Source organism: Mesorhizobium sp. C432A (genome assembly GCF_030323145.1).
Lineage (GTDB): Bacteria > Pseudomonadota > Alphaproteobacteria > Rhizobiales > Rhizobiaceae > Mesorhizobium.
Map to the genome: position 1 here is coordinate 4,607,282 of NZ_CP100470.1, position 22,194 is coordinate 4,629,475.

Here is a 22,194-nt window from a genome sequence, read left to right on the forward strand (position 1 = left end):
GAAAGCTTCCGGCCCCAGGAATGACCCTAGGCAGAAATGGTTTACGAACGGTTCACCATGTTTGTTAATGCATGTCGCTCGAAAGTGGCCCCGGTTTCGAGGCAACCACATGCATCAAAACAAAGACTTAAAACTTGCGGGTGGCATGGGCAGCGCCTATCAACCGTCAGGCAGCGGAGGAGAAAAACGATGCCCGGGCTTTATCTCGAAGAGTTCGTCGTCGGACATGTCTTTCGGCACACGCTGCGCAAGACCGTCACCGAAAGCGATAACATGCTGTTCTCGGTGATGACGCTGAACCCGCAGCCGCTGCACATCGACTTCGACTTCGCCGCCAAGAGCGAATGGGGCAGACCGCTGGTCAATTCGCTGTTCACGCTCGGCCTGATGATCGGCATTTCCGTCAATGACATCACCGTCGGCACCACAATTGCCAATCTCGGCATGAAGGAGACGGTGTTTCCGCACCCGGTCTTCCATGGCGACACCATCCGTGTCGAAACGACTGTGATCTCGGTCAGGGAATCGAAATCCAAGCCGGACCGCGGCATCGTCGAGTTCGAGCATCGCGCCTACAATCAGAACGATGTGCTCGTCGCCAAATGCACGCGCCAGGCGATGATGATGAAAAAGGCGGCCTGATGCGCTCGCTGCTGTTTGTGCCCGGCGATTCCGAAAAGAAGCTGGACAAAGGCTTTGGCGCCGGCGCCGACGTGGTCATCGTCGACCTTGAGGATTCCGTGGCGCCACAAAACAAGCCGTCGGCACGCGACATCGCGGCACGCTTTATCGGCGGCAACCGGCAGCAGACAAGCTCCGCCATCTATATCCGCGTCAACGATCTCTCGACCGGGTTGACCGACGACGATCTGGCCGCCCTGGTTCCGGTCAAACCCGACGGCATCATGCTGCCGAAGTCGAACAGCGGCCAGGATGTCCAGCAGCTATCCGTAAAGCTCCGCGTACATGAGGCCGAAAACGGATTGCCGGATGGCGCGATCAAGATCCTGCCGATCATTACCGAGACCGCTGCTGGGTTGCTGGCCGCCGCGACCTATGCCGGGGCAAGCGCCCGGCTTGCCGGCCTCACCTGGGGTGCCGAAGATCTGTCCGCGGCGATCGGTGCGCGGGCTGCGCGCGACGACAACGGTCGATACACCGATGTCTTCCGCCTTGCCCGCACCATGACCATCCTCGCCGCCGGCGCAGCCGAAGTCGCGGCGATCGACACGGTCTTCCCTGCCTTTCGCGACATGGCCGCCTTCGAAGCCGAATGCACGGAGGCCGAGCGTGACGGCTTTACCGGCAAGATGGCAATCCATCCGGCGCAAGTGCCGGTCATCAACGCCGCCTTCACGCCATCGGCGGAGGCAGTGCAACGCTCGCAGGCCATCGTCGCGGCCTTCGAGGCGGCCGGAAATCCCGGCGTGGTCGGCATTGACGGCAAGATGTATGACCGGCCGCATCTCAGGCTCGCCGAACGGCTTCTGGCTCGCGCCAAGGCAGCCGGGGTTTAGTCCCGCGCCAGCACGATGACCCGGTCCTCCGGCAGGTAGGCCAGCGCTTGCGACTTCAACGGGTTGACGGTGACGCCGCCCAGAGCCCGCTCATCATTCTGCGCAGCGCGAACGCGCCTATGCCCGATGGCGATCTCGCCGCGCAGACGCGCCGATTCCGCGATCGTCCAGAACGTCACCGGATGGTCGATGGCGACATAGTCGCCGACCGGACGCATGTAGATTTCGGAGCCCTCCTCGTCGAGCAGATCATCGAAGATCGCGGCGAGATGCTGGTTCTCCGATGCCTGCGCCAGCATCAGGCTGACCAGCCGGTTGCTGACGACGAAATCATCGGCCTTAGTCACCGCCGCCAGCTCGCGGTTGCGCACGTCGATCATCTCGCTGACGATCGAGATGTGCGTGCCGGCATCGTCTGCGATTTTGCGCAGATGCAGCAGCGTCACCAGCGTGCGCGTATCGGCGGGCTGCGCTGCCATGGTCTCGCTGTAGCCAAGGACGAGCACGTGGTCGTAGGAAGGCACGTCCAGGCTTGCCAGTGCTGTGCTGCTCGACGTGTCGGTGATGCGGCAGGAAACCGACAGATTGTCGCCGACGACCGGCAGGCCGGCAACTTCCTGCTCGAGGCCTGGCGTATCGGCGGCGATGGTCAGGATCGAACCCGGCGCGACGTAGCGCGACAGTTCATAGGTGATGATCGGACCGCGCCGGTTCCAGCCAAGGATCAGCGTGCGCTCCGGCTTCGCCTCGACAAGCTGATGGCGAAGGATTGCCGCGGTATCGATCTTGGCCCCCGCGCCTCCCAGCTTGATAGCGGCATCGTCCTCGGCAATGATGATGGCGCGCATGTCCTTGCCGATCACCAGATCCGACGGCGGGTTGAGATTGACGCGCCCGGTTTGGTCGCAGAGCCCGATCAGCGTGCAATGCTCATACGCCATCACCGCCTCGCCGAAGGTCTTGCCGGTGAGATCAGGCTGCTCGGTCGTGTAGATTTCGCAGCCGTCGAAATCGAGCAGTTCCGAATAGACGCCGCTGAGACCCGACTGCCGGCTCGAATGCACGACGATGCGCGAGATCAGCTGGTCGGCCAGCACAAGCTGCACCTCGGCCCCGCCGACGACGCGGGCGACCTCGGCGTTCTTGCCGTCGCGGATCTCGGCGGCGATGTTGTAGGCCGCCGTGCGCCGGTTCGGGTCGTTGGCCAGCGCGAGCACTGTCTTGATGACCTGCGAATCCGGGTCGTCGCCCTCCGGCGACAGCACGATGATCGAGCGCTAGGTCTGCGGGTTGACGATGGCCAGATCGTAGAGGTCGGTCGGGTCGCCGCTGCGGCAGATGATGCGCGTATTGCCCAGTCTGCCGACTTTGGCGGCGATCTCGTCCTCCATCGCCACCTTGTCCATATTGGCCATGACGACAATGCGCGGATGGCGGCGGCTGGCATTGGCAATGACGAGTTCGGAGATGACGTCGAAGACCGACGGCGACCAGTTGAGGATGATGGTGTGGTCGCTCTCCAGCACCCGCGAACGGCCCTTGCGCAATTCATCGAGCTTGCTGTCGACGCCGGCGCTGAGCACGCCGATGAGGGCCGACACGACGAAGATGCCGGCGAGCGTGACAAAGAGCATGACGAGACGAAAGGCCCAGCCGGTGTCGCCGCCCATCGTGCCGGAATCGAGCGTGCGCATCAGCGATTCCCAGAACGCTTCGAAGAAGTTCAGCGGTTCGCCGCCCTCCGGCGCGATGCGGGTCACCGCAAGGAAAGCCGCGGCGGCGATGATGATCAGCAGCGAAGCGACGGCGAGCCAGCCGATCAGCGCGATCGGCCCGGCCGCCATGCTCTTGTCAAACCCATAGCGCAGCCGGGTTCGCAGCGAGTCTCGTTTCTTCATGTCGCCGGCGACCCCCGCGCGCGGCCTCAAGGGCGTCGAGTTGGTTGTGTCCGACGATCACGCCGGCCTGGTGGCAGCGACCGGCGAGGTGATCCCCGAAGCCGCCTGGCAACGCTGCTACGTGCACTTCCTCAGGAACGCGCTCGATCATCTGCCGAGGAAGCACGGCGACGACTGCCTGCAGGAATTGCGCTGGCTCTACGACCGGCGCGATCTCGCAGAGGCCAGGGCTGATCTTGCCGCATGGCTTGCCAAATGGTCGGCCCGCTATCCGCGCCTGACAGGCTGGGCCGAGGATGCCATCGAACAAACCCTGACCTTCTTCAGGCTGCCGAGACAGCACCACAAGCATCTCAAATCCACCAACATGCTGGAGCGGCTCAACGAGGAAATCCGCCGGCGCACCTATGTCGTGCGCATCTTCCCCAATACCGAAAGCTGCCTGCGCCTGGTCAGGGCCTTGGCCGTCGAGACCAATGAAAACTGGATGGAGGCCAACCGATACATCAACATGGACGACCTGCGCGAGCACAAGAAGCTCGCTCTGCGCCAAGCCGCATGACCAGCATCATGGCCGCCCCATTTTGCAGAACTTGACGCACACAACCGCGAAGGGCCGGTGCATGTGTCCTCTGGCGAGACGTGAAACGGACTGCATCCGCAGTAATGGCCAGTCTGTCGCCAGACTAGCTGCGAGGTCACCGCTCATGCTACTTTGGGGCCTTCTCGTTGATGTGGGAAGAGGCAGGCCTTGCTTGGCGACGTATTCATCAACTACCGACGGCAGACCGATTCCGGCGTGGCGGGCCGCGTCTACGATAATCTGAACCGCGCGCTTCCTGATGCATCCATCTTCATGGACGTCGACAAGCTCAACCCCGGCGATGACTTTGAGGTGGCGCTTGCCCGCAGTTTGGCCAGCTGCAAAATCATGCTGGCGATCGTGGGGCCGCAGTGGGCCGCGCTTACCGATGAGCAGGGCCAGGTTCGGCTGGAGTCCCCCGACGACTTCGTGCGCAAGGAGATCCGTACGGCACTCCAGGCTGGGGTGCGCGTCATCCCCGTGCTCGTCAACGGCGCCAGCATGCCAAAGAAAAGCGCCTTGCCACCCGATCTGCAGGACTTGGCCAAGCGTCAAGCCATGGAGGTCCGCCACGAGCGCTTCAACGACGATATGGCGGCGATTGCGTCGGCGATAGCGAGCCAGCGGCGCGGCGGCCGAGGCTCTGGCTGCTGTACGGGCTGGTCGCGATGATCGCGCTCGGCATCGGCGGGACAACGGTGGCGTTGTGGCCGAGGCCCTCCCCTTTGCCGTCGCCTATCGAGCCCGCAGCGATCGAGGCCAAAGGGTGCAAGGAAGGATTCGTCTGGCGATCGGCGATCTTCGGCGACAGCGTGTGCGTGAGTCCTGCCGACTACGGCGAGGTGCAGGCGCAGAATGCCAATGCCCGCAACAATCGTTCGCCGACCGGCGGACCTTACGGCGACAGCACCTGCCGCGACGGCTACGTCTGGCGTGAAGCGTTCGAGAGCGACTTGGTCTGCGTCACCCCTTTCGAACGCGACAAGGCCAGGAAGCAGAATGCCGACAACGCATACAACCGGATATGAGACCGTAACTCCGGGCAAGCACCGATTTATCAAGAAATTGAGTGGTGGGCGATGACGGGCTCGAACCGCCGACATCTTCGGTGTAAACGAAGCGCTCTACCAACTGAGCTAATCGCCCGCTCCGGCCGGACCTTTAAGCGGTCGGAACCGGCTTCGCAAGGCCAAATGAACAGCCGCGAGCTTAGCCGCACAGTGGTTTTCGCAGGCAAAGTGCCGCCCGTCAAAAAACCTTCTCCTGTTTGCGTTTATGCTGTCCAGCTGCGCTTGACACCCGGTGGCGAACCCCTTATCCACCGCCCCAACGACGAACACGGCTGACACGTGCTCGTCCAATGCGCGGGTGTAGCTCAGTTGGTTAGAGTGCCGGCCTGTCACGCCGGAGGTCGCGGGTTCGAGCCCCGTCACTCGCGCCATTAATTTCAAGGGGTTAGCTACCGCCCCTTGAAAAGTTTCAACTCTCATTCTGCGGAGAGTTTCAACTTTCTGTATTCGTTCCGTTCCAGGCCAAGCAGCTTTCTGCCCTTGCGGCGGCTGGCATCGGCTGAGCGGACGGCGGCCAGATTGACCGGCATATAGGTCTTCTGCAGCCCCTTGTTCCCGTCGATCGAATTGCCCATCTTGGCCGAGATTGCCTCGACCGACGCGCCTCCGGCATTCGCCTCGACCGCGCCGGAACGCCGCATGTCCATCAGCCGCCGCTTCTCCGATGTCCCGAACACCAGCGTGCGCAGATCGGCAAAGTCGTCGACCAGAGAATCCTTCGTGTAAGGCACGCCGGCGCGCGGCCGGCCGCCCTTCGGGCCCGGCGCGAAACCGCGCGAGCGAAAGATCGGCGCATCGTCAAGCAGGGTGACGCCTAGTGATTCGACATAGGCCAGCACCAGGCGCTGCGTGCGTGACGACAGCGTGCCGACAGCCGCCTCGCCACTCTTGCTGCGTGCAATCAGAAAACCCCATTCCTGTGCTGTCTGCATTGCCTGCGCCGGTGTGAGCGTGCGCACGTCGACGGGTGAGAAGCTCGTGTCCCACGCAACGGCGATGATGCAGGCCAGTCCGCGGTAGCCGGCGCGCCAGGCGCCCTTGACCATGCGCACCGCCTCGCCTGCCGTCCAGGTCTGGTGGCGCGGTGGTGGCGTCTGGCGGCGGATCGCCTGCGATGGGTCGGAGCCGGGCGGGCATAGCTTCATGCCGGCCATGACATTATAGAGCGAACGCCACGTCTTTACGGCACGGTAGGCGATGTCGACACCTTTGACCCGCAGCAGACGGCCATACCAGTCGTCGAGCAGCTCGAGGGTGATGTCGGCTGGCGGCAGGTCGGCGAAGTACGGCTCGATGAAGGTCCAGCCGCGCTCCCGATCCTCGCGGGTGCGCGGTGGCTTGCGCTTCCATGCATCCATGCGGCGATAGCGTGCAAAGGCGTCTCCGATGGAATCCTTTGGCCATACATGCAGGCGCGACGGCTCCCTGCCCTTGCGGAGTTCCTGCCAGCGGTCTTCCCACTCCCGGGCTATCGTCCAAGCCTCAGGCCCGTCGATTCCACAGGAAATGCATCTGAAGCCAGCTTCGACCATCTTCGGCGTCGGCAGCGAGTAGCCGTATTTGCCCTTACGGATGACGTAGTGCTTCAATTTGATCTTACCCAAGGATCGCCAGCCTCGCTCTTGCAATGTCAATGCTAGACTGCGCGCCGGATCCTGATCCTGCAAGACCCGAGCGTTAATCGAGCCAGGCGTCGATCGCAACCATGTCGTAGTTGCCGGTGATTGGGCAGGCCTTGGGAAAGCCTTGATCCTGCAACGCGGGCAGAAATTCCATGAATTCCCGCAGCGTCAGGTGGAGATGACGCGCCGCCTTGATCGCCGGCACCAGCCGTGGTTGTACCGGGAAGCGGATAGATGACGGTTGTAATGTGTGGGTTTGGCTCATGGCACCAAAACTCTATCCACCGTCCATCGGGCAGCGGATGGGCGCCTTGTCGTTGGGCGGGTGTGAATCTCGCCCGTGTAAGCACCTCCGCCGCATAGCATGAGATTTTCCTACTCCATGATCTCGTTATTCCTGCATCGAGGGGGAATGAGGCTTAGAATAGCGGCCTTTCTCCCCCATGCCTATTCATCGAATCCTTAATCGCAGAATCGGCAGCCACAGAGCGAGAATACTTGTAATCGGCGGCTTCGAAGCCGCTACGCCCGGCCAACCCAGCATCGCCATGACAGCGTCTGGCTTGTGCGTAGTCAGAATCGCACCCTGTGCTCTGGCGAAATCACCAGCCTTCAAACGGCACCCTCGTTTGGGGCGGCGGCCCGGCGTCTCGCCTGCGGCGTCGCCATGCTGACGCTCCTTCGGCGCCGGTTAGCTGATTTCACGGTCACGAACTTGCTTCGGCAACGAAATGGACACCGCGCCGAAGCGGGAGTTCGAAGCTCTAAGCGCCATACAGCGGGCTCGTGATGCCGACGATTGCGACATCACCGAATTTGCCGTTCCTCTCCGACCCGCCCGCCCGATCGACACCCAAGCACACTGCCTTGTGACGTCACCTCAGGGCATACCTTGATCTTTTCAGCGATTACCCGTCGGCCAAGGCATCTGTTTTGAAATTCGCTTGATGGCGTCCCTGCCCTTGCCGTTCGACTCCGTCCAGTCCTTGTCTGTCAATTTGTTGCGACGAGAGCTAGTCCCCCTGTCGTGCTGGTCGGTCTCGTCTCATCTCGTGGCTCTGCAAAAACCGTAGCAGCATGTTCGCAACCTGTTCACCCATGTTGATTTCACGAGTTTCCGACTGTCGGCATATAAGAGGGAGAGGTCCGATGGATTTCATGTTGATGGTGAACATTGCCGGCGGCATCCTTCTGGCCATCGCAATCCCCTCGGTGTGTCTCGTCGGATGGCTGTTTTACCGTTCGGGATCGGGACAATTGAGAGGCGAAAGCTGTGACAATGAAAAGCCCGCCACCGTGAGCCAGACCAGAAAACTCGTATTTTAGCACCGACGAAACAAAGCTCGCTATTCTGCGTTGAGGCTCGTCGAACAACGGAGCTTCACGAATGGATCCGGCAACTGCAGCTGTGATGATTTTGCTTTCTTGCAGTCCCGCCCAGGGAGTCTGCAAGCCACTCGATACATCACCGGCCATGTTCGGATCCCTTGACACATGCCAGTTGGCGTTAGCCGTGAGGCTCGAGGGCGCTCCCAACGGGGAGATCGTCGGGCGATGCAGTTCGATCGACCCCTCCGCTACAGGTTCCGTTCCAGCCGGGTATAGCACGATTGTCGTCACGCGGGGCACAGGGGCGGGTGCGGTGAGCAGTCGCTACATCGTGCCGCACAAAAACTGAAGCCAGTCCACCGTGAGGCAGCGGGCTATTCATTCTCGACCGGACAATTATAGGCCTTGCCCTCCCTCTATGAAGCCATAATCGGCATCGTTGGCTTCGCGCTCGTCGTCCGCTTCGCCATCGTCGTCGCCTTTCCTGTCATTGGTCCCGGTGACTTCGATGCCACTGGCCAGACAGGGTTCGAGATCCGGGTCGGGCTCTACGAAGTCGAGCAGCTACATCAGGCGTTCTTCATCATCGATCGAGCGACGGACCGCCATGTCCGAAAGGCAGAGGTTCGTGGCTGGATAGCGAAGAATCGCACACGGCTTTCCCTCATTCGCATGGTTCGCAGAGATTAGCATGATCGCCTACTCTCATCTCGTCCGGCGTCGTCTGCCTCAAAGCAGCGCCGGTAAGGCTCGGCGCCCTTCTTGGTTTCTCCCCGTATGTCAAAAGGAGGTCGCCGGGCCTTACCAGGCCCCGCTGCTCATCGCTTGCGGGGTGTCCTGATGGCTGAGCTTGGCCCGTGGCCTAACGGCCAGAACCAAACGTTCCGAAAAGCTTTCCCAGGCTGGCGGCAGCCGAAGGGCTGCACAAGAGGGATCGTCAGACCGCTCCTGGCGCACCACAGCGACACCACCAAGCTGTAAGTCAGGTCCATCGGCGCTGCTGATGAGTGCCCTCAGATGGATTGCGTTTGCCACGAAAAAGGAATCGTACCGGCCCGTTCTCAGCACGTCAGCCGGAACGGGCCATGGGCAGAAGCAGCCGACTAGCTAAAATCGCAAGACGACCGAAGGACCACGTCGGCGATAGCACCGGACCCGACGGCGCCCGTGTCGCCAGTAACTACGGCAGACTCTTCTCCAGCCCCGCCGGCGGCGGCGCCGGTGGTAGTAATCTGGGTCGTAGTCTGGGTCGTAATCTTGGTCGTAGTAGCGCCGATGGTTGACCGGCTCCACTTCCGCGTGAGTACCTTCGTTGTCGAAGGCGTCTGGCGCGTCGAGTTCTTCGAGAATGCCGCTTTTGGCCGCTGGAACACCGGCCAATGCGTTGATAGGCCGGACCGCGCTTGCAAAGGCTGCTGCCCCTGCAACGCCAAACATCGCTGTCAAAAAGGATCGCCGATCCATAGTAAACCTCCCAACTTACATGAGCTGAACGAAGCGCCCCGCCTGCTGAAGGAGCAGGCCCAGCGCACGGTAAAATAGAGGATTCGCCAGCCGCTCAAGCAACTCGCGAATCCTATCAGCGCAGGAAGGGACCTGGCTGCGCCGATCCAAGACATGTCAGCTAAGGACGACCGCCATTACCAGAAAGGTAACGGCTGTTGCAAAAATCGGTGCGAGCAACCATCGCGCCTGGCCAACACTTTGATCCATTTGTTCTCTCCCGTTGTGGAGAACCAACAACCTGAAGCCCTAATCCGTTCCGCCTAGTCCAAAGGTAAGACCATTGCGTTGTACGGTCGGACTTTAGACCAATCGGATTAGACAAAGGTGCGTAGGCGGGAACGTTTACCCCGGTTCAAAGTTGGTTGCCGGGCAGTGCGGGACGATGATCGTCGTGTGCCGGTCCTTGCAGGAGAGAAGATATGAAGATGCACTTTGTGAACACCGCCGCAGCCATGTTGCTCTTGGCGGGGATCGGCTCCGCCGCCGCTGACGACATTATCATCCAGCCGGAACAGGACACGGTCATCCGTGAGTATGTCAAGAAGCAGCCCTTGGCTTCGGTGAACCTTCCCGGCGTGGAATTGAACGTCGGGACAGCTCTGCCGGAAACTGTGGAGATCCACGAGGTCCCGAACGTCAAATACCGTTACGTGGTGGTCGACAACCGCACGGTCCTGGTCGATCCGGGCACCCGCAAGATCGTGAAAGTTTACGACTGAGATTTCGAACGAACCCACGCTCGCCACCCTTGGGTGGCGAGTGTGTGCATTCAAACGCTACTCAGCCGGACAAATTCAAATTGCCACTCAGCTGGACAATGAACATGACGAACCCTGAACTCGAGAGGACGCAAGCCCTGGTTGCCCGCTTGGCTGATCTCCAAGCAAGAATGCAGGCAGCACGTCTTGTTGGAGCCGAGGTAACAACCGTCCGAAAGGTTGCAGCCATAATCGATGACGGCTTGCGACAGGCCGGCCTCACACCGTTAGAAATCGCAGAAGGTCAAGAGGAACAGTTTAGCGATACTAAATGTTCGACTGGCTATGGACAGCCGAACCCTACTCTCAGCAGATCAAGTCAGAGCAGCACGAGCCCTATTGAACTGGCCGCGTGTGCGACTTGCCGCCAAGGCCAATCTTAGCGAGATGGTGATCAGCGCTTTTGAGAACGGATACAGGAAACCGCGTCCCCACAACATCGCCGCCATCCGCAAAGCGTTTGAGGATGCCGGAATCGTTTTCACCGTCCAAGGCACTCCATCGTTAACCCGCTCAGAAGGTGATAGCGGACTAGCCGCCGATAATAGACGGTGGCGCGGCCGGGAGAAAAAAGGATAAAGGGGGAAAAGCCCGTGTACCCTCTGCACCCGATCTCTAAAGCGGCCGCTAACCACCCATTATGTCGCTCTACGGGATTGCTTTGGCGGACTGGCCACGTCACTTCCGCCATACCCAATGCAAAGCGATCCCGGCAGAGCTTGGTTACTGCTTCTGCACACGCGGCAGAAAAAGATGGACGCTTGTTCCTTCACCAGCTTCGCTCTCGATCCGAATGTGCCCGCCGGATTGTTGGACGAAGCCATAAACCTGGCTAAGTCCAAGTCCAGTCCCGCGTCCATCGGGTTTGGTGGTGAAGAACGGCTCGAAGACCTGCGCCAGAATCTCCTTGTTCATGCCGCAACCGGCATCGCGCACGGTCATACGAACGCACGAACCCGCCAGTGAATGCACGTCGTCGATGTCGTCAGGGACATCGCTAGTCTCGATTGTGAGCGTTCCCACGCCGGCCATGGCGTCCTTGGCGTTCATCGAGATTGAGCATGGCGACATCGAGCTGGTTGGGGTCGACCAGAACAGGGCCAAGCGCCGCTTCCAAGTTGCGTTCAATTTTGATTGCACTCCCGAGCGTTCGTTCCAGCAGCATCGAAAGCTGTTCGATCCGTCCGTTCAGATCAATGCCTTCGGGCGTAAGCGACTGGCGCCGAGAAAACGCAAGCAATTGCTGCGTAAGTGCCCCGCCGTTCTGTGTTCGTTTGAGCAGTTCGTCGATCAGGATGGCTGATTTCGGATCGCCGGGATTTTCGGCGAGTTGCTTTTGCAGGAGCCGCAGGCCCGAGTCGAACGCTGCTATCAGATTGTTGATATCGTGAACTATGCCGGCTGCGAGGCGGCCAATTGCTCCGAGCTTCTGGGATTGACGTCGACGTTCCTCCTGCGCACGCTGCGAGGAAACGTTCCGAAGGCTGGCAAGGAGAGCAGGTGTCCCGTCCCAGTTAACCTCCACGACCCAGACGGCCATACGGATAGTCAACGCCCGTGTGGGCCGGTAAGCATTCGAATGCACTCTGCGCGCAAGTGAACCCCTTGCGCTAACGCTTCGACGCGCCATCAAAGCATTGACCGCGCGGTAAAAGGAGCGTGCACCAAGTGAGGCCGGTTTCGTTTGGGGCCTGCGTTTGGCCTGGGGCAAGGCGGCCCCGCCTCCCGCATCAAAAAGAAGCAAGCCAGACAGGCTTGGTATCAACCTGCTGATCATTTCCGCCGCGCCACCATGGCAAAACATGTTTGGGGGGCGATCGCACCGCTGATGGTCAGCGAAGGCCAACAAGTGGTCCGGCTACCCTTGGAGCCAATCCGCATTTCTGGCGATTTTCCCCTGGAGCAATCAGTGCATTGACATGAACTCGGCCGTTTTATTGGTCCTTGCTGAGTGCAGGTAATCGTGCCGGAACTCAGCAAGAAAGGCCAGTCCTTCCCAATCATGGATGGTCAATTGGCCATTCACAAGTGATGTAAGGCGCTTCTCCCGAAGAGACTTGAGCGTGCGGTTGATGTGGACTGCCGACAGCCCTGTCGCCTCGCCAAGGTCAGCTTGAGTCACAGCAAAAGCGCAGGTTTGATCGGACGCGAGTCCGGCGTCTTCCATACGTAGCATGATTTCACAGAGAAGGTGGGCCACTCGGCCAAGCGCTTGGCGCTTCCCGACATTGACCACCCATTCGCGGAAAATCGATGCATCAACCAGTGTCGTTCGCCAAAGATTTGCCGCCAGCCTGGGGTGGCGTTCGCAGAGCAGCCGTATAGCCGAGTGATCTATGAAGCCAACACTGCAAGCGCTCACCGTTCGAACGTCGCTATCCAACAGATCGAGGTGCAGGCTCAACAGATCGGGCATGTCGCCAGGCACATGATAAGCAGTGACCTGACGCTTCCCGTCTCCTGTTACCTTCGAGGTGCTGGCTAAGCCAGCCAGGACCATTATGCACCGGGACGGCTGGTCGCCTTCGCGAACCAAGTTCTGGTTTGCGCCAATCGCAACGATCCTTATTCTTACCGCGTCGAGAGCTTGACGCTCACCTGACGTGAGGGTGAAGGCACGATGGAACTTGGCGGTTAATGGGCTTTGATAAAGCATGTCGGCTCTCCGTTTGGGCGGGAGCGCTATGGTCTCTCAGTCACCCGCGGCCAGCAGAACGCGAATGATGCCCGACCTTATATCATAAACACCGGACCGACTTAACCTGTGATAAGTCTGGCACTGCTTCGGATGGTCCTTTCCTCCATCGGCAAACACAGGCTCAACAGGATTACGAGGGAAGCGGCCCATCATCGGGCCTCGAGTTGCGCAGCTGCGGCAGCAGCTATAATAGATCGTTCTCAAATTCGAGGACTCACACCATGACCGACGCCCCCGACCACGCCCCTGAACTGGTAGAACTCACGGCGGATGTGGTATCGGCGTACGTCAGCAACAATCCCGTGCCGGTCGCGGGTTTGGCGGACCTGATAGCCTCAGTGCACGCGTCGCTGTCTGGGATTGGCCATCGCGTGGCTGCCGCGACCGAAGAACCAGTGCCTGCGGTAAATCCGAAGAAGTCAGTATTTCCCGATTACATCATCTGTCTTGAAGATGGTAAGCGGTTCAAAACCCTTCGGCGACATCTGCGCGTGGATTTCGGTCTCACTCCTGACGCGTATCGAACAAAGTGGAACTTGCCATCCACTTATCCGATGGTCGCTCCCAACTATGCGGCCTCACGGTCTGCCATGGCGAAGTCGATCGGTCTGGGTAGGAAGGCACCGCAGCCCACGGCAACTGTAACGGGCAAGGCAAGGCCGGCGGCTAAGGCTAAAGCGTAGCTTCCGCGATCACACCATTACCACTGCGGCACCAATCGACGATGTATGCATCGCGGCGGACCTGTCCGCTCTTGGCCGGTGCCCACCCAGGTTCCCCAACCCATGGCGCCGGCCATTTGTGGCCCACACCTCAGTTTCGTATTGCTGCCCAAACTCTTCTTGTTGAAGACCGCTTACGACGTTACAATCCCGTTTGGCCTGATTGCTGGGAGGCAACGCCCTGGCTGATATAATTCCAATTCGCAAAGCACGCCCTTGTGTCGAAGTTGGCGAAGCCTGTGGCGAGTGGTTTGTTCGCGTGGTCGAGGAAGACCAGGAACTCACCCGATCATTCAAGCTCGAATCCTATGCTTTGGCCTTTGCAGAAGGCCAAAGGTCGCGTCTGCATCTCAACACGTTTTCCCGGCTGTAGAGTAGCGCGATGCAGATGTCCGCAGGGTTACTGGCGAATTTGGGCGATAGCATCGAAGCCATTGCCGCCCACATTGCGACCATGGAAACGCGACAACTGCACCAATTGCTCAAGTCGTTGCCATCGAGATCGGAAATCGCCAGCGCGGAAATGGTGATGGGCACCCTGGTCTATCGCGAGATTGAACTGCGCCGCCGGCGGGGGACGGGCGGCAACGTGTTGCCCTTTCCGGGTCTCGTGACTCCACCTATTCAGCAGTAGATAGCGGCGCCGGACCTGTAAAGGCCGCCGCAATTAAGCAACGGGCCTGATGGCGGGGTAGCGTCTTGATGCCAAGAAACCCCGCCGCGCGCGCAACAGCGGGTTTTCGTAGTCACGGCTACATCCGAGGAATCGACCGCTTAAGGCAGAATTGCTTGTTGTCGTCGCGTTTCCATACCATTAGATCAACTGTGCCAGATGAAGACGTAAAAAAACCCGTTGCCAATTACGGCAACGGGCTTGAGCTACCGGGTAGGGTCAGGAAGGCAATATGTAGACCCAACAACACGATGCGCCACGCCTCATGATCGAGGTCTTAACCGAACCGCGACAATTCTAATCATCTTGTCGACGTGTGAATAACTTTGCTGACTCCAGATCATCGGCAGGGAAGACGTGATTTGACCTTGGCGGAACAGCCGCTCACGATGAGACGGCTTGGGAAGGCGCGAGATGCAAGTATGCAAAGACATGATTGTGGTGCCGCCGATCGGCGCACAGTTCGAGACGCCTGAATTCCTCGCCGAGATCAGCGCCCTGCTTGATGAGGCCTATCCCGACTACGATTTCACGATCACCACCATAAGCAAGTTTCGGGATGACAGCTTCGTGTTGATCCCGCTGCTCGGCAGCGTCGGTGGTGAAGGCTCCGTTTTAGCGGCTTACCCGGATATGACGGCAATGCAGGAGATGGGCAATCTCCTGTTCAAGCACATCATCGGCCATCACCATCGCGACATTAGGTGCCGCACGTGGCCCCAATCCGTTCCCGGACCTCCGTCTCACATCTGCCCTGGCGGCTAATCCTTTAGCGCATCCGCGCCGCTATCGTCGTCGCGATGACGTTGACGAAGGCGCTTCAGCAGATCGCGTGAGGCTTGGATCGCCCTGCGCGATTGATCCATGTTCTGGCGAAACGTGGCGCGTTCCTCCATGGACTTCTGCCACTTCAGCAAGGTGGCCGTAGTCGCAGTGGCCGCTTGAGCGATATCTATGGGCGTTGCAACCATCGCATCCTCCCAAAAAGGCAATGGTAAACGCAATCTTTATAGGCCCAACGAAACCCATTCTTCAATCAAAAACGAACATACGGCACATGGCAAAATGGCTATTCGTCGGGCCGCTCGACGGCGGCTTCGTCGACCTCGGCTTCCATCTCGTCGTTGACGGTCTTGGTCTATCCAAAACCAGCCATCGGCACACCGTCAAAACCCTGCAGCCACCCGTCGGCATGTTCCTGCCAGTAATGGCACCTCACGCTCCTTGCCATCCTTGCACGCTTGGGCGCCGTACATCCAGGCGTAGGTGGCGCGCTCCTGATCTTTCTTAGGCACGGCGATTTGTGTCATCCTCAGCGAACGCCGGCTTGCCCGCTTCACGCTCGACGCCGAGCAGATCGAACTCGTCGTTCGCAAAGCACTTGGCCTTCAGCCAGTTGGTCGACGGTATTTGCTGTCCTTGCGCTTCGACACCTTGCATTCAAGTCCGGCCTTGTCGAGCAAGTGAAAGATGGTCTTGGCTTCCCCCCGGCAGAGGCTCGCTGAACTGAATACGCCCGCCGGGCGCGATATAGCGCGGCCTCGGTCAGTCAGCCAAGCGGCATCGCGGTGCACGATAGCACCGAGAATCGCCGCGTACACGCTGCCGACCTCCTCTGCGCAGGATATGCCCAGCTTGTCCGCGCGGTCTTCCATCGCTTGCTCGGCCAGGTCGCTGATGCCAAGCGCGATTGTCTGCTGCGGATGGAAGGACGCTGACTGTAAAAGCCCGCCCAACCTTTCGGCGGGCGGGCTTCCACTGTCGGAACTGGAGAGTGTCATGTCGACAGCCCCGACAGGTCGGAAAGGGGTCGCTGGTTAGCGGCGCGAGATCAGCAGGCAGAACCGGCGCAGGTCACGATCATAGGTGTCTTCGTTGCTAAGCACTTCGACGCAGCGCTTCTTCATCCGAGTGACCTGGGCGTTCGACATATCGCCGACAACGCTAGCCAGATTCGGGTTGCTCGAAGCGGTCGGGTTGCTGGGGTTGGCGGCTGGATTGGTTCCAACGCCGACATTTACGTCGGTACCAACCCCGGTGACGACACCGACATTGGCGCTGCCGGTTCCGATGGAAGCAGTCGCTCCGCCAGTGTCGCCGACGGAGGCTGCGGCATTTGCCCCAGAACCGCCTAGGGACACGCTAGCCGTAGCGCCGCTGTTGCCGCCCACATTAGCGCTGGCGCCTCCGCTGCCGACGGATACCCCGCCGACGCCTCCGACACTAATTCCAGCTGCTGTCGCTGGCATGCAAAGAATTGCGAGAACAGATCCGGCAGTCAGACTGCCCATAAGAATTTCAAAAATTCTTGCCATAGTACGCCTCCTTGTTGCCCTTCAAAGGATGGGACATTTTTGGGCATTTACGGACCCGATAGTGACGCACTAAAGTTTAAAAACAAGCTAACGGCCCGCGAAAGATGCGTCTTGGGTCATTACTTGGTAATTAGCAAGAGTCAGATATAATAAAATTTTACTTTGACTCGGACGTGATTCCTCTACTTGTCATTCAATATCCTTGCCTAAGCACCCCATCGTCAATAATATTGTGCGGTGCAACAAGATTCAGAGATGGACCATGCGACGTCAGTAAGCGGCTAATACCGCCGATCTGACATACAATGCTATATTAGCTCCTCTTGACGAACCCGACCGGCGGGCCGAATCAGAATCCCGTCAGCGCAACCCTGCAAAATCGCACTGGTCTGCCTGAAGCATCGCGACGATGGCCGACGATTTCTTTAGGAGATTTGAATGTCGCACAACGTGCTGCCCACCAAGCCGACGGCCGCGCTGAGCTCCGCGCAGTCACCGGTCTTGGCTACGGCCGGATCTATGATCAAAGCCCTGAGCCGGAGCCATCCGGGGTCCACGCCTGCCGCCCCGTATTTATTGTCACCAAAAGGGGAACAACGGCAGCTCGGCCGTGTTGGGCCAGTTAAGCAATATTGCAGGAGCACAACATGCATTTCGTCAAAGCGCTTTTAGCTGCGATCGCCATCGGTCTCATCAGCCCGGGGGCAATGGCTCAGACCGCGACGACGTCCCCGCAGGAATTTGTCAAAGCAGCTGCGAGCTCAGATATGTTCGAGATCCAGTCGAGTGAATTGGCACTGCGGAAATCGAAGACATCACGAGTGAAGGAATTCGCTCGCATGATGATCAAGGACCACACGACCTCTTCCAAGCGGCTCATTGCGGGGCAAAGAAGGACGACGTCGCAGTGGCGCCGGAGATGACAAGCAAGCATGCTGCCCAATTGGAAGCGTTGAGCAACGACAGCAGCGGGGCGTTCGATAACGCCTATATCGACGCCCAGGTGGCAGCGCACCAGGAAGCCCTGACGCTGATGACCTCCTATGCAGAAAACGGTCAGGCAAAACATCTGGCGGCCCATGCGAAAAAGACCGCGCCGGTCATCCGGCAGCATTTCAAACTTGCCCAGCAACTGAGCAAGAGCGGTTCTCAGTGCTGAGTGGATCTGGCCACGACGTTGGTTCTTCGCGGCGATGTGGAGTCTGTGGCCAACACTGCCTCCGCCCTCAGGGACGCTGCAACCTTTAAGCGGTGGTCGATGCAGGAACTCTAAAGGTACGTCGCTCAGGTAGTCCGGCGTGCAAGCACCAGCGTCGTCGAAGTTGCCAAACGAACAGGAGACCTGACATGCCAAAGCAAAACGAGACCTCGCATTCGAGACGAAGTGACTTCGCCAATGATGAACCCATTCGCCCGGAGGATGCCGCCGTGTTGGACAGCCCCGTGGGCCACGAAGACAGGCACGGCGCGGAGCCAGGTTTCGTGGGAGCCGACGATGTCGACCAGTCGATCGGCGCAAGGCCCCGCAGCGAAATTACCGGTCGTCATGATGAAGGGGCAGGCGCCAATGAGACGATGGACGGCTTAAGCGAAACCGAGGAACTGACCCGCAGCTACGCCGAGGACATACCAAACGGTGACAATGATGAGGACGAAGAAGACATCCCTGTCTTCGAAAGAGGCCGAAGCAACACCGACCTCTGAGCGGCGCCAAGTTTGAACCCACGGTGAGGAACATGACAATGAGCACATTCGGACTTCGGATTGTGTCTTTGGGGCTCCGGGCTTTTTTGGGGCTGGGGGCCTCGCTGATTTTGGGCGCCCAGGCATCTGCGCAGACAAGTCAGCCGGCTCAACAATCCGGCGACTCATCGCAAACAGGCAAGCACGATCGTCTGCCGGCGCAAGGATCGTCGCCGACCGCCAAGGATGATGTCGGCGTTGACGTCTCGCTCGGCCGGCCGGAGGTGAAGCAACAGGTTGCAAGACATCTAGGAGTGGCTGAGACCGAGTTACCACTGGCGGTGCATGTGCCGATCGCGCTCGCTTCGCAAGTCTGCGGGCAAGAGGTATTTACCGCCCACGACAATGTAAACCGAAGCTGCACCGCGACGAAGTTCATTCCGGAAATCGCCGAGGCGGCACGCAACCATCCACAAACCTCCGCGGTACCGGAGCAGTAGCATCGAAATGTCCGAACCCGGCGCGACGGTCGCGCCATGCTTACCCTAGGATAGCGCTCCAACCCGGCGTAAATCAGCCCCACCGCCGTCTGTTGGCGGCATGCATGATGGCGTTCGCCGCCGTCTCTTAACCAATGTGAATGCTGTCGCTCCGCAGCCACGCTACGAGATCCTGTCCGAAGCGGAGGCAGGCAGATGCCACTGGAGTGCCTGATCGATCAATATGTGAGCAGCCGCAAGCGGCGGGGTCTTTTGTCGACACGGCATGCTCTCGAGGCGTTGAAAGAGGCCCTTCCGGCGCTGTCGATCGGCGAAAGCCATCTTGTCAATATGATCGCCGAGCGAGCGCTCGCCTTTGGCCTCGCCATCCACTTCGATCATTCCGGCGAGAATGCCGGGTAAGACATCCACGAGAGCGTCTGCTGATGCCACAGGACGAGGAACTCGGTGTCGCGTAGTTCCATCTTCATTGCCTGGCGGTCGGGCAAATCATTCCGAGGCTGCTCCCGTCCGTGTTCTGGGCGGGTGGTGAAGGTCGCCGACGCGATGCCACGGCGTGCGCCGACCTCACCCCGGCATTCGACAACCCTCCAGCTTTGGCCAGTTGGAGCTTTCGTCTACTTGCAGCAGCCCTAGCGAGGCTCGATCAGCCTCCGCGTTCGGCGGTTTCGGAAGTTTTGCTCCAGCGGGCGGTTCGGGCCGACGAATTGAGGTTGAAGGAGAAGATGATGACGGACAACAAAAGCGAGCGTGATTTTGGCGACAGGAACCGGGTCTCGTCCAACGAACGCAACGAACACTTCCATTTTGCCCAGCAGAACGGCATAACGCCTGAGCAGGCGATGGAGTTCATCATAGCCGCCGGGAATGACCGCGCCTCGTTGCGGCTGCGAAGGAATTGAAGTCAGTTTCCCGGGGCGGCTCGCTTACGGCATGTCGCTATCGAGGAGGACCTTGAGCCGTGGTGAGAATTTGAGTGTATCGTCATGCTGACGCACACGCGGGCAGGTCGAGCGTGAAAGTGACAATTGTACCCTGCCCAACATGCGGCAAGCACTGGAGGTTCGAGGCTGCGCAGATCTCCTATCGTGACCCCGAACCATAATCCACTCCAACCCGAGTCCTGGACGCACGGCGTAGCAACGAGCCTACTTCCTGCCGTCGTTCAACAATAATCCCGCGCCGCAGTCAGCCACGAGATCACCGTCGTCTGCCGGACGCGTGTCGGCTTCCAAACTGACAAACGCACCGCCTTTGTAGCGACGCTTTCCAGCCACGATCACCTGCGCAGCTTTGCCGCGCTCGCTGCGCACCAATAATTTCCATCTCCTTCCCTCAAACTGATCTTGCGCAGGCGGTCGTTTTGCCGCTGGCAGGCGCTGTCCTTCCGCTTCGATCGCGGTAGCGCCCAGTATCAACGCTGGCGGATCAAACCGCACAATCAGCACCTCAAAGCTGATCAGCAGAAGCAGCAGTGAATCAGGATCTTGTCGATCAGGGTCCAAAGGGGCCGAGCACATATGTCTGGGCACGGTGACCGTGGCATAGCCGGCGCTGCAATGACGGCGTCGGCGCCCGGAGCCGGAAAGCCCAACTAAGAAAATCGTCGGCGGTGCCGATCTCGAAGAAATTCTAGCCCGGCACGGTGAACAGGCTGGGGGCCGCATCGCGATATAGGGTTCAGCACAGCTCTGGCGGCACCGAGTTGATCGACCCACTCCCGCTCGACGGCCCCGACTACGTCCATGGTCAGCACGCGCAGCATGGTCAGCTGGCGCTTCATCGCGCGCAGATCGCGACGGTCGGCCTCTTTCGGCTCATGAAAACGTCACTCTGTGTTTGCTAGACGCGGTGCTGGATCGGTTACCACGCGTCAGATCTGGATCATCACGTTGCCGGCCTCGATTCTCACCGGATAGATCGCGAGATTGACGCAGACCGGCGCGCCCTGGCCTGGCCGGTGTTGTAATTGAAGCGGCCATTGTGCTTCGGGCATCGATGACGTCGTCGATCACCAGCTTTCGGCTAGATGCGCCTTCTCATGCGTCCAATATCCGTCGGTGGCGAAGAACTCGTCATCGGGCGAGCGGCAAACCGGGAGGATCGAAGCAGATGACATCCTCTTTGGAGATGTCGTCCACCGCGCACGCTTCGATCCAGTCAGCAATCTCCGGCTCCGGCAAAATTCGCTGTCGCTATTCAGCGGCCGCCGACATATCCACCTGGTGAAATTCGCCGCGATAGGGTCTGGCTGTCGGCGGCAATTTCCGCTTAAGATAGAAATCCTCATATTTCAGCTGTCGAAGCAGCACCGGCCAGACCTCGCGATAGGCATGCCACATCGACGGGTTCGCCACCGGCAGGTCGTGCTTGATCAGCTCGTGCAGTCTTGGCAGCGCATGATAGGGCACCATCGGGAACATATGGTGTTCGACGTGATAATTCATGTTCCAGTAGATGAAGCGGCTGACCGGGTTCATGTAGACGGTGCGCGTGTTCAGCCGGTGGTCGACGACATTGTCGGCCAGGCCGATATGCTGCAGCAACCCTGTCAGCACCATGTGCCAGCTGCCATAGAGGCGCGGCAGGCCGATCAGCACCAGCGGCAGCAGCGACCACGTGAACAACGCCAGCCCGACTGTCGCCGCATAGATGGCGACATGCCAGCGCGCAGCGATCACCGCCTTGTGCTGCTCCATCTCGGGGATATAGCTCTTCTCTTCATCGGACAGCTTGCCGAACGCCTGGCGCACCAGCGTCGGCAGCGAATAGCGGAAATCGAGAATACCGGTGAAGGCGAGCGCCGCCCGCAGCAGATCTGGGGGGCGCATGACGGCGATTTCGGCATCGCGGCCGACGATGATGGTATCGGTGTGATGGCGGGCATGGCTCCAGCGCCATTGCACTGGGTTGCGCATCAGCATGAAGCTTGAGATCTGGTAGACGACATCGTTCATCCAGCGCGTCCGGAACGCGGTGCCGTGGCCGCATTCGTGCCAGCGCGAGTCGCTCGACGAGCCGTAAAGCACGCCATAGACGAACAGGAACGGCACCACCCACCACGTGCCCCAGAACCATACGATGCCGGCGGCCGACACCAGGATCGCCGCGACCCAGATGATCGTGTCGCGGATCGCCGGCCCGTCGGAGCGTTGCATCAACTCCTTGATCGCCTTGCGCGGGACATCGGTGTGATACCATTCGGCCGAAGCCAATCCGGTCTCGATGGCGCGCTTGGTGCTTTCACCGACCAGGCTGTAGTCGCGCTTCCTGCTTGCCGTCATCGTCATCTCCGTTTCCCGCCTGCGCTCCGCAAGGGC

General features: G+C 59.7%; 30 protein-coding genes, 2 tRNA genes and 2 pseudogenes. 20 read left to right on the forward strand and 14 right to left on the reverse strand.

All coding sequences use genetic code 11. From position 1 onward, the window contains the following. Window positions 1–57 precede the first annotated feature (57 nt). Window positions 58–642, forward strand: a complete 585-nt coding sequence (locus tag NLY33_RS22485) for a MaoC family dehydratase (protein ID WP_488505109.1) — start codon at window positions 58–60, stop codon at window positions 640–642. Next, window positions 642–1,517: an HpcH/HpaI aldolase/citrate lyase family protein gene (locus NLY33_RS22490; RefSeq protein ID WP_023704527.1), complete on the forward strand. Its 876-nt coding sequence runs from the start codon at window positions 642–644 to the stop codon at window positions 1,515–1,517. The genes NLY33_RS22485 and NLY33_RS22490 overlap by 1 nt, the downstream gene beginning before the upstream one ends. On the opposite strand, the gene NLY33_RS22495 is transcribed toward NLY33_RS22490, so the two are convergent. Further along, the gene (locus NLY33_RS22495) at window positions 1,514–2,782 is read right to left on the reverse strand and encodes a CASTOR/POLLUX-related putative ion channel (RefSeq protein ID WP_245261157.1); all 1,269 of its coding nucleotides are present in this window, start codon (window positions 2,780–2,782) and stop codon (window positions 1,514–1,516) included. The two genes, NLY33_RS22490 and NLY33_RS22495, sit on opposite strands and share 4 nt — an antisense overlap. A gap of 12 nt (window positions 2,783–2,794) precedes the next feature. Next, complete coding sequence (locus NLY33_RS29690; protein ID WP_245261150.1) at window positions 2,795–3,415, reverse strand: hypothetical protein; 621 nt, start codon at window positions 3,413–3,415, stop codon at window positions 2,795–2,797. A gap of 19 nt (window positions 3,416–3,434) precedes the next feature. On the opposite strand from NLY33_RS29690, the pseudogene NLY33_RS29695 reads away from it, so the two are divergent. The 3 genes and pseudogenes from NLY33_RS29695 to NLY33_RS22515 all read left to right on the forward strand — a co-directional run. Further along, window positions 3,435–3,977 (forward strand): annotated as a pseudogene (locus tag NLY33_RS29695) (transposase); the annotation flags it as partial. A gap of 189 nt (window positions 3,978–4,166) precedes the next feature. Then, window positions 4,167–4,670: a toll/interleukin-1 receptor domain-containing protein gene (locus NLY33_RS22510; RefSeq protein ID WP_023704340.1), complete on the forward strand. Its 504-nt coding sequence runs from the start codon at window positions 4,167–4,169 to the stop codon at window positions 4,668–4,670. After that, a complete protein-coding gene (locus NLY33_RS22515) occupies window positions 4,667–5,026 on the forward strand; it encodes a hypothetical protein (protein ID WP_023704339.1) in 360 nt (119 codons plus the stop codon). The genes NLY33_RS22510 and NLY33_RS22515 overlap by 4 nt, the downstream gene beginning before the upstream one ends. A 42-nt stretch (window positions 5,027–5,068) precedes the next feature. On the opposite strand, the gene NLY33_RS22520 is transcribed toward NLY33_RS22515, so the two are convergent. Further along, window positions 5,069–5,144: transfer RNA gene (locus NLY33_RS22520), tRNA-Val, on the reverse strand. A 218-nt stretch (window positions 5,145–5,362) separates the two neighbouring features. Here NLY33_RS22520 and NLY33_RS22525 point away from each other — a divergent pair. Then, a tRNA-Asp gene (locus NLY33_RS22525) sits at window positions 5,363–5,439 on the forward strand. A 45-nt stretch (window positions 5,440–5,484) separates the two neighbouring features. Here NLY33_RS22525 and NLY33_RS22530 read toward each other — a convergent pair. Both NLY33_RS22530 and NLY33_RS22535 read right to left on the reverse strand, forming a co-directional pair. Further along, the gene (locus NLY33_RS22530; protein WP_050590903.1) at window positions 5,485–6,672 is read right to left on the reverse strand and encodes a site-specific integrase; all 1,188 of its coding nucleotides are present in this window, start codon (window positions 6,670–6,672) and stop codon (window positions 5,485–5,487) included. A 73-nt stretch (window positions 6,673–6,745) separates the two neighbouring features. After that, window positions 6,746–6,955 (reverse strand): hypothetical protein, encoded by a 210-nt coding sequence (locus NLY33_RS22535; protein ID WP_156932495.1) that lies wholly within the window; start codon window positions 6,953–6,955, stop codon window positions 6,746–6,748. A gap of 884 nt (window positions 6,956–7,839) precedes the next feature. Here NLY33_RS22535 and NLY33_RS22540 point away from each other — a divergent pair. The 5 genes from NLY33_RS22540 to NLY33_RS22560 all read left to right on the forward strand — a co-directional run bounded on the left by NLY33_RS22540 (window position 7,840) and on the right by NLY33_RS22560 (window position 10,862). After that, window positions 7,840–8,016: a hypothetical protein gene (locus NLY33_RS22540; RefSeq protein ID WP_023708898.1), complete on the forward strand. Its 177-nt coding sequence runs from the start codon at window positions 7,840–7,842 to the stop codon at window positions 8,014–8,016. 408 nt (window positions 8,017–8,424) lie between these two features. Continuing rightward, the gene (locus tag NLY33_RS22545) at window positions 8,425–8,709 is read left to right on the forward strand and encodes a hypothetical protein (RefSeq protein ID WP_023708899.1); all 285 of its coding nucleotides are present in this window, start codon (window positions 8,425–8,427) and stop codon (window positions 8,707–8,709) included. Window positions 8,710–9,294: 585 nt separating this feature from the next. Beyond that, window positions 9,295–9,561, forward strand: a complete 267-nt coding sequence (locus NLY33_RS22550) for a hypothetical protein (RefSeq protein WP_156932494.1) — start codon at window positions 9,295–9,297, stop codon at window positions 9,559–9,561. Window positions 9,562–9,944: 383 nt separating this feature from the next. Beyond that, entirely contained in the window at window positions 9,945–10,244 is a 300-nt protein-coding gene (locus NLY33_RS22555) for a DUF1236 domain-containing protein (protein ID WP_023669226.1), read from the forward strand. A 324-nt stretch (window positions 10,245–10,568) separates the two neighbouring features. After that, the gene (locus NLY33_RS22560) at window positions 10,569–10,862 is read left to right on the forward strand and encodes a helix-turn-helix domain-containing protein (RefSeq protein ID WP_081726104.1); all 294 of its coding nucleotides are present in this window, start codon (window positions 10,569–10,571) and stop codon (window positions 10,860–10,862) included. Window positions 10,863–11,006: 144 nt separating this feature from the next. Here NLY33_RS22560 and NLY33_RS22565 read toward each other — a convergent pair whose 3' ends face one another. The 3 genes from NLY33_RS22565 to NLY33_RS22575 form a co-directional block, all read right to left on the reverse strand. Further along, window positions 11,007–11,333: a sensor histidine kinase gene (locus NLY33_RS22565; protein WP_196814989.1), complete on the reverse strand. Its 327-nt coding sequence runs from the start codon at window positions 11,331–11,333 to the stop codon at window positions 11,007–11,009. Continuing rightward, window positions 11,281–11,823 carry a hybrid sensor histidine kinase/response regulator gene (locus NLY33_RS22570; RefSeq protein WP_023750619.1) on the reverse strand — a complete coding sequence of 181 codons (543 nt, stop codon included), beginning with the start codon at window positions 11,821–11,823 and terminating at the stop codon, window positions 11,281–11,283. Before NLY33_RS22570 ends, NLY33_RS22565 begins: the two co-directional genes overlap by 53 nt. A gap of 366 nt (window positions 11,824–12,189) precedes the next feature. Then, on the reverse strand, window positions 12,190–12,939 hold the full coding sequence (locus NLY33_RS22575) for a Crp/Fnr family transcriptional regulator (RefSeq protein WP_023708903.1): 750 nt from the start codon (window positions 12,937–12,939) through the stop codon (window positions 12,190–12,192). Between the two features lie 263 nt (window positions 12,940–13,202). Between NLY33_RS22575 and NLY33_RS22580 the strand changes: the two genes are divergently transcribed. The 3 genes from NLY33_RS22580 (at window position 13,203) to NLY33_RS22590 (ending at window position 15,141) form a co-directional block, all read left to right on the forward strand. Then, complete coding sequence (locus tag NLY33_RS22580) at window positions 13,203–13,664, forward strand: Ros/MucR family transcriptional regulator (protein ID WP_023708904.1); 462 nt, start codon at window positions 13,203–13,205, stop codon at window positions 13,662–13,664. A 421-nt stretch (window positions 13,665–14,085) separates the two neighbouring features. Beyond that, window positions 14,086–14,337, forward strand: coding sequence for a hypothetical protein (locus NLY33_RS22585; protein WP_023708906.1), 252 nt, complete (start codon window positions 14,086–14,088; stop codon window positions 14,335–14,337). 471 nt (window positions 14,338–14,808) lie between these two features. Continuing rightward, on the forward strand, window positions 14,809–15,141 hold the full coding sequence (locus NLY33_RS22590) for a hypothetical protein (protein ID WP_023708907.1): 333 nt from the start codon (window positions 14,809–14,811) through the stop codon (window positions 15,139–15,141). On the opposite strand, the gene NLY33_RS22595 is transcribed toward NLY33_RS22590, so the two are convergent. The 3 genes from NLY33_RS22595 to NLY33_RS22605 all read right to left on the reverse strand — a co-directional run bounded on the left by NLY33_RS22595 (window position 15,138) and on the right by NLY33_RS22605 (window position 16,691). Next, entirely contained in the window at window positions 15,138–15,347 is a 210-nt protein-coding gene (locus NLY33_RS22595; RefSeq protein WP_023708908.1) for a hypothetical protein, read from the reverse strand. The genes NLY33_RS22590 and NLY33_RS22595 overlap by 4 nt on opposite strands. A gap of 417 nt (window positions 15,348–15,764) precedes the next feature. After that, window positions 15,765–16,157 (reverse strand): hypothetical protein, encoded by a 393-nt coding sequence (locus NLY33_RS22600; RefSeq protein ID WP_023708909.1) that lies wholly within the window; start codon window positions 16,155–16,157, stop codon window positions 15,765–15,767. A 36-nt stretch (window positions 16,158–16,193) separates the two neighbouring features. Next, window positions 16,194–16,691: a hypothetical protein gene (locus NLY33_RS22605; protein ID WP_031196803.1), complete on the reverse strand. Its 498-nt coding sequence runs from the start codon at window positions 16,689–16,691 to the stop codon at window positions 16,194–16,196. A gap of 647 nt (window positions 16,692–17,338) precedes the next feature. Here NLY33_RS22605 and NLY33_RS22610 point away from each other — a divergent pair. From NLY33_RS22610 to NLY33_RS22635, 6 genes are all read left to right on the forward strand, one after another. Further along, window positions 17,339–17,614 (forward strand): DUF4142 domain-containing protein, encoded by a 276-nt coding sequence (locus NLY33_RS22610; protein ID WP_023708912.1) that lies wholly within the window; start codon window positions 17,339–17,341, stop codon window positions 17,612–17,614. Next, window positions 17,611–17,850 (forward strand): DUF4142 domain-containing protein, encoded by a 240-nt coding sequence (locus tag NLY33_RS22615; RefSeq protein ID WP_023709413.1) that lies wholly within the window; start codon window positions 17,611–17,613, stop codon window positions 17,848–17,850. Before NLY33_RS22610 ends, NLY33_RS22615 begins: the two co-directional genes overlap by 4 nt. Window positions 17,851–18,038: 188 nt before the next feature. Further along, a complete protein-coding gene (locus tag NLY33_RS22620; RefSeq protein ID WP_023708915.1) occupies window positions 18,039–18,395 on the forward strand; it encodes a hypothetical protein in 357 nt (118 codons plus the stop codon). Between the two features lie 38 nt (window positions 18,396–18,433). Continuing rightward, a complete protein-coding gene (locus NLY33_RS22625; RefSeq protein WP_023709414.1) occupies window positions 18,434–18,874 on the forward strand; it encodes a hypothetical protein in 441 nt (146 codons plus the stop codon). Window positions 18,875–19,069: 195 nt separating this feature from the next. Further along, window positions 19,070–19,276 carry a hypothetical protein gene (locus NLY33_RS22630; RefSeq protein WP_023708917.1) on the forward strand — a complete coding sequence of 69 codons (207 nt, stop codon included), beginning with the start codon at window positions 19,070–19,072 and terminating at the stop codon, window positions 19,274–19,276. A 110-nt stretch (window positions 19,277–19,386) separates the two neighbouring features. Continuing rightward, window positions 19,387–19,776, forward strand: a complete 390-nt coding sequence (locus NLY33_RS22635) for a hypothetical protein (protein WP_286439031.1) — start codon at window positions 19,387–19,389, stop codon at window positions 19,774–19,776. A 246-nt stretch (window positions 19,777–20,022) separates the two neighbouring features. On the opposite strand, the gene NLY33_RS22640 is transcribed toward NLY33_RS22635, so the two are convergent. The 3 genes and pseudogenes from NLY33_RS22640 to NLY33_RS22650 all read right to left on the reverse strand — a co-directional run bounded on the left by NLY33_RS22640 (window position 20,023) and on the right by NLY33_RS22650 (window position 22,164). Further along, a complete protein-coding gene (locus NLY33_RS22640; RefSeq protein WP_156932493.1) occupies window positions 20,023–20,379 on the reverse strand; it encodes a hypothetical protein in 357 nt (118 codons plus the stop codon). Between the two features lie 368 nt (window positions 20,380–20,747). Then, window positions 20,748–21,042, reverse strand: a pseudogene (locus NLY33_RS22645) (Rieske 2Fe-2S domain-containing protein). 27 nt (window positions 21,043–21,069) lie between these two features. Beyond that, window positions 21,070–22,164: a fatty acid desaturase family protein gene (locus tag NLY33_RS22650; RefSeq protein WP_023709721.1), complete on the reverse strand. Its 1,095-nt coding sequence runs from the start codon at window positions 22,162–22,164 to the stop codon at window positions 21,070–21,072. Between the last annotated feature and the right edge of the window lie 30 nt (window positions 22,165–22,194).

Excerpts from the sequence above, each read along its gene's own strand:
- NLY33_RS22555 (WP_023669226.1), top strand. The coding sequence starts at position 9,945 with ATGAAGATGCACTTTGTGAACACCGCCGCAGCCATGTTGCTCTTGGCG.
- NLY33_RS22615 (WP_023709413.1), top strand. The coding sequence starts at position 17,611 with ATGACAAGCAAGCATGCTGCCCAATTGGAAGCGTTGAGCAACGACAGC.
- NLY33_RS22595 (WP_023708908.1), bottom strand. The coding sequence starts at position 15,347 with ATGGTTGCAACGCCCATAGATATCGCTCAAGCGGCCACTGCGACTACG.
- NLY33_RS22585 (WP_023708906.1), top strand. The coding sequence starts at position 14,086 with ATGCAGATGTCCGCAGGGTTACTGGCGAATTTGGGCGATAGCATCGAA.
- NLY33_RS22630 (WP_023708917.1), top strand. The coding sequence starts at position 19,070 with ATGCCACTGGAGTGCCTGATCGATCAATATGTGAGCAGCCGCAAGCGG.
- NLY33_RS29690 (WP_245261150.1), bottom strand. The coding sequence starts at position 3,415 with ATGAAGAAACGAGACTCGCTGCGAACCCGGCTGCGCTATGGGTTTGAC.
- NLY33_RS22535 (WP_156932495.1), bottom strand. The coding sequence starts at position 6,955 with ATGAGCCAAACCCACACATTACAACCGTCATCTATCCGCTTCCCGGTA.
- NLY33_RS22605 (WP_031196803.1), bottom strand. The coding sequence starts at position 16,691 with ATGGCAAGAATTTTTGAAATTCTTATGGGCAGTCTGACTGCCGGATCT.
- NLY33_RS22560 (WP_081726104.1), top strand. The coding sequence starts at position 10,569 with ATGGACAGCCGAACCCTACTCTCAGCAGATCAAGTCAGAGCAGCACGA.
- NLY33_RS22570 (WP_023750619.1), bottom strand. The coding sequence starts at position 11,823 with ATGGCCGTCTGGGTCGTGGAGGTTAACTGGGACGGGACACCTGCTCTC.
- NLY33_RS22540 (WP_023708898.1), top strand. The coding sequence starts at position 7,840 with ATGGATTTCATGTTGATGGTGAACATTGCCGGCGGCATCCTTCTGGCC.
- NLY33_RS22590 (WP_023708907.1), top strand. The coding sequence starts at position 14,809 with ATGATTGTGGTGCCGCCGATCGGCGCACAGTTCGAGACGCCTGAATTC.
- NLY33_RS22550 (WP_156932494.1), top strand. The coding sequence starts at position 9,295 with ATGGTTGACCGGCTCCACTTCCGCGTGAGTACCTTCGTTGTCGAAGGC.
- NLY33_RS22600 (WP_023708909.1), bottom strand. The coding sequence starts at position 16,157 with ATGACACTCTCCAGTTCCGACAGTGGAAGCCCGCCCGCCGAAAGGTTG.
- NLY33_RS22620 (WP_023708915.1), top strand. The coding sequence starts at position 18,039 with ATGCCAAAGCAAAACGAGACCTCGCATTCGAGACGAAGTGACTTCGCC.
- NLY33_RS22650 (WP_023709721.1), bottom strand. The coding sequence starts at position 22,164 with ATGACGATGACGGCAAGCAGGAAGCGCGACTACAGCCTGGTCGGTGAA.
- NLY33_RS22610 (WP_023708912.1), top strand. The coding sequence starts at position 17,339 with ATGCATTTCGTCAAAGCGCTTTTAGCTGCGATCGCCATCGGTCTCATC.
- NLY33_RS22580 (WP_023708904.1), top strand. The coding sequence starts at position 13,203 with ATGACCGACGCCCCCGACCACGCCCCTGAACTGGTAGAACTCACGGCG.
- NLY33_RS22485 (WP_488505109.1), top strand. The coding sequence starts at position 58 with ATGTTTGTTAATGCATGTCGCTCGAAAGTGGCCCCGGTTTCGAGGCAA.
- NLY33_RS22575 (WP_023708903.1), bottom strand. The coding sequence starts at position 12,939 with ATGCTTTATCAAAGCCCATTAACCGCCAAGTTCCATCGTGCCTTCACC.
- NLY33_RS22515 (WP_023704339.1), top strand. The coding sequence starts at position 4,667 with ATGATCGCGCTCGGCATCGGCGGGACAACGGTGGCGTTGTGGCCGAGG.
- NLY33_RS22490 (WP_023704527.1), top strand. The coding sequence starts at position 642 with ATGCGCTCGCTGCTGTTTGTGCCCGGCGATTCCGAAAAGAAGCTGGAC.
- NLY33_RS22625 (WP_023709414.1), top strand. The coding sequence starts at position 18,434 with ATGAGCACATTCGGACTTCGGATTGTGTCTTTGGGGCTCCGGGCTTTT.
- NLY33_RS22565 (WP_196814989.1), bottom strand. The coding sequence starts at position 11,333 with ATGAACGCCAAGGACGCCATGGCCGGCGTGGGAACGCTCACAATCGAG.